Source organism: Xanthomonas axonopodis (assembly GCF_001304695.1).
GTDB lineage: Bacteria > Pseudomonadota > Gammaproteobacteria > Xanthomonadales > Xanthomonadaceae > Xanthomonas > Xanthomonas axonopodis.
The window spans coordinates 1-3,960 of record NZ_JFAQ01000279.1 but is presented as its reverse complement, the minus strand read 5'-3'; the positions used below and the strand labels follow the sequence as shown (position 1 = coordinate 3,960).

The following is a 3,960-nucleotide window of genomic DNA, read 5'->3' as shown; positions in this document are numbered from 1 at the left end:
AAACGCTTCTTCACGTCCAATCTCCTTCAGGTAGGGAATTGGACTCCAAACTGGCGTGCTACTCAAAATCGGGGGGACGTCGGACGGACAGCACAATGCCATCACAGCCGTTGCTCCCGATGGCGACGCGTCATGCTTCGAGCGGCACGCATATTGCATTGGCCATTCGGCCAGTTCGATGATCGCTGCCTTCCGCGGTGATCGGACCGATTCGCTCCGGCATCGCATTTAGCATCGGATAACTCTTGAATGATGAACTCGGACGACCGCCCTTGAGCTCTCATGCCCTGGTCAGCATCATCATGCCGACATACAAGCCGCGCTATTTCGCGCAGGCGCTGGACAGCGTGCTGGCGCAGACTTACCCGGCGCTGGAGCTGGTGATCTGCGACGACAATGGCGAAGGCGCGATCGAGTCCATCCTTGCGCCGCACTTGGCGTCCGCTCCCTCGCCTATCCGCTACCATCGCAACCCGACGCGGCTCGGCGAACTCGGCAGCACCATCAAGGGCATCGGGCTGGCACAAGGCGAGTACGTCAAGTTTCTGCACGACGACGACGTGCTGGAGCCGGACTGCGTCGCGCAGCTGGTCGGCGCAATGGAGCGCAACCCAGGCACCGCGCTGGCGTCCTCGCGCCGGCTGCGGATCGACGACGACGGTGCGCCGTTGCCGGACATCCTGGCAACCAGCTTCCCGTTTGCCGAGGATGTGCTGATCGATGGGCCGGAGTTGGTGTCGTTCCTGGCCGACCATGCCATCAACTTCATCGGCGAGCCGAGTTGCGTGCTTGCACGGCGCGACGACCTGGTGGCGCTGGGTGGCGAGCTGATGATGTTGAACGGCAAGGCCATCGACTGGGTTGGCGACCTGGCGATCTACGTCAAGTTGCTGCGTCATGGCAACCTGGCCTTGCTGTCCAGCCCGCTCACGCAGTTTCGCGTCTCCAGCGCGCAGTTCAGTCAGGTCGGCCGCGACCAGCCGGGTATCGGCGATCAAGGCCACGAAGACCTGCGCCAGGGCATCCACCAACTTGGCTGGCGACGCGAGGGCGGCGACAATCGCCAGGTGCGTGTCGCCCCGCTCAGCCCGCACAAGGCGCGGGTATTCAAGTCGGTGGATCTAGTCAACGCCTTGATGCAGAGCGCAGGAATGGCCGAGCGCGTGTCGCCGGCCACCTGGTTGGGGGTGCGTCATCCCAGCACCGTGCAGCGCGCCTTGATCGATGCGCGCCTGCAGGCGCATGCGGGCGGCCCGCGGATCGCAGTGATCGTTGTCGACAGTGACGGCGATGCGGCAGCGGTGGCCGCAACCCAGGCCAGCCTGGCGGCGGTGGCGTGTTATCGGAACCAGCAAACCTGGGTGATCAGCAGCTCGCCGCAGCAGGCCGCCGAGCACGGCGAGCACGGTGTGCTGATCGGTCCGGACGGGTTGGTGCCCGCACTCAATCGGACCATCGCCACGCAACAGTCCATCGACTGGGTGCTGCTGGTCCAAGCCGGCAGCCTGTTCACCGCCAGTGGCCTGCTGTTGGTGGCGCTGGAGATGCTCGCGCTGCCGGACACGTGTCAGGCCATCTACACTGATGAAGTGGTCGCGCTGGACCGCGGTCAGCTGGGGCTGGCGATGCGGCCGGCGCTGTATCTGGACATGTTGCTCAGCTCAGTGTCGACGATGTCCCGGCATTGGCTGTTCCGGCACCAGACGCTAGTGGCCGATGGCAGCTTTTCAACCGAAACGAGCGGCGCCTTCGAACTGGATTACCAGCTTGGGCTGGTCGAGCGTTACGGCCTGGCCTGCATCCAGCACATCGCCGAACCCTTGCTGGTGGCATCGGCCACCACGCGGCATGGCGACGAAGACGAGCAGCGCGCCATCAGCCGCCATCTTGCCGCGCGAGGGTACGTGGACGCGGTGGTGAGCAGCAACGGCCCTGGCCGGCACACGGTGGATTACCGTCATGCACAGCAGCCGGTGGTCAGCATTGTGGTGCTGGTGGATGGACGCCTGGCGCAGGTGCAGCGCTGCCTGGAAAGCGTGCTCGCCAACACCGGCTACCCGCACTACGAGCTGCTGTTGCTGGATCGCGGCGACAGCGCCGAGCCGGCGTTGCGCGACTGGCTGGCGGGCATCGATAACCTCGGCCTGCAGCAAATCCGCGTGCTGCGCTTCGACGGTGTGCCCTCGCGCGAAGCGGCCTGCAATGCGGCAGCCGAGCAGGCACGTGGGGAGGTGTTGCTGTGGTTGGCGGCCGGTGCCGCAGCGATCAAGGCCGATTGGCTGGCGCAGCTGCTCAACCACGCGCTGCGCCCGGAGGTGGGCGCGGTGGGCGGCAAGCTGCTGCGCGGCGACGGCACCGTGCATCACGCCGGCCTGCTGCTGGGCCTGGGCGCACCGGCAGCACGCGCCTTCGAAGGTGCCGCGTTCGACGAATCGGGCTATCTGCAGCGTCTGCAACTGGACCAGAACTACAGCGCGTTGAGTGGCGAATGTCTGATGCTGCCGCGCCAGCTGTTTGTGGACGCCGGCGGCTTCGACCTGGAGCCGGCGCTGGCGCAGTGGAGCGATGTCGACCTGTGCCTGCGCTTGCAGCAGGCCGGCTATCTCAATGTCTTTGCGTCACGTGCGCAGCTGTTGATCGACCCGCCCGACACCACGGCCACCACGGCACTCGACGAAGAAGCGATGTACGCGCGTTGGCTGCCGGTGATGGCCAACGACCCGGCCTACAACCCGGGATTTTCGCTGGATCCGGGTGCCGGCTTCCAGTTGGCCGACCCGCGCGCCAGCTGGCGGCCGTTGCAGTCGTGGCGGCCGTTGCCCAGCGTCATCGCGCTGCCGGCCGATATCGAAGGCTGTGGCCACTACCGGGTGATCCAGCCGGTGCGCGCCTTGCGGGAGGCCGGAATGGCCGAGGGAGTGTTGTTCAACGGCTACCTGGAGATCAGCGAGCTGGCGCGTCAGGATCCCGACGTGGTGATCCTGCAACGGCAGGTGGGCGAGGCGCGGCTGGAGGCGATGCGGCGGATGACGGCGTTGTCGCGCGCCTTCAAGGTCTACGAGCTGGACGATTACCTGCCCAATTTGCCGCTGAAGAATGCGCACCGCGAGCACATGCCCAAGGACATCCTCAAGACGTTGCGGCGCGGGCTGGGCATGGTGGACCGATTCGTGGTCTCCACCCCTGCCCTGGCCGAGGCGTTTGCCGGGCTGCATAGCGATATTCGCGTGGCCGAAAACCGCCTGCCGCCGCATTGGTGGGAACATTTGCCCGCGCGGGCCGAACGCCAGAGTGGCAAGCCACGCATCGGCTGGGCCGGCGGCGCCAGCCATACCGGCGACCTGGAGCTGATCGCCGACGTGGTGAAGGAGCTCGCCGGCGAGGTGGAATGGGTGTTCATGGGGATGTACCCGTTCGCGCTGCGCCAGCACATCCACCAGTTCCAGCCTGGCGTACCGATCGACCAGTACCCGGCCGCGCTGGCAGCGCTGGACCTGGATCTGGCGCTGGCGCCGGTGGAGCAGAACCTGTTCAACGAATGCAAGAGCAATCTGCGCCTGCTTGAATACGGCGCCTGCGGCTACCCGGTCATCGCCAGCGATGTACGCTGCTACCAGGGCGAGCTACCGGTGACGCTGGTGAAGAACCGCTACCGCGACTGGATCGGCGCCATCCGCGAGCACCTGGCCGACCTGGATGCAGCGCGCGCGCAGGGTGCGGCGTTGCGCGGGGCGGTGCGGCGCGACTGGATGCTCAGCGGCAGCAACCTGGAACGTTGGCGGGAGGCCTGGTTGCCGGACTAGCGCGGCGATGCTGCTCTGAGGGTGTGCCCTCATCCGGCGCTGCACGCCACCTTCTCCCGCCTGCGGGAAAAGCGCAGCCGGTCACGCGTGATCTGTCGGTTGCACTGCCACTGACCCTCCATCGGATCCCTTCCCCCGCTTGCGGGGGAAGGTGCCC

Annotated in this window: 1 protein-coding gene; it reads left to right on the top strand. The window is 66.3% G+C overall.

The window, feature by feature from the left end; all coding sequences use genetic code 11:
• The first annotated feature begins 302 nt into the window (after positions 1-302).
• The gene (locus tag XAXN_RS19625) at positions 303-3,803 is read left to right on the top strand and encodes a glycosyltransferase (RefSeq protein WP_054320763.1); all 3,501 of its coding nucleotides are present in this window, start codon (positions 303-305) and stop codon (positions 3,801-3,803) included.
• The last annotated feature ends 157 nt before the right edge of the window (positions 3,804-3,960 follow it).

Bases quoted from the DNA above. Each gene is read 5' to 3' on its own strand.
- XAXN_RS19625 (WP_054320763.1), top strand. From the start codon at position 303: ATGCCGACATACAAGCCGCGCTATTTCGCGCAGGCGCTGGACAGCGTG.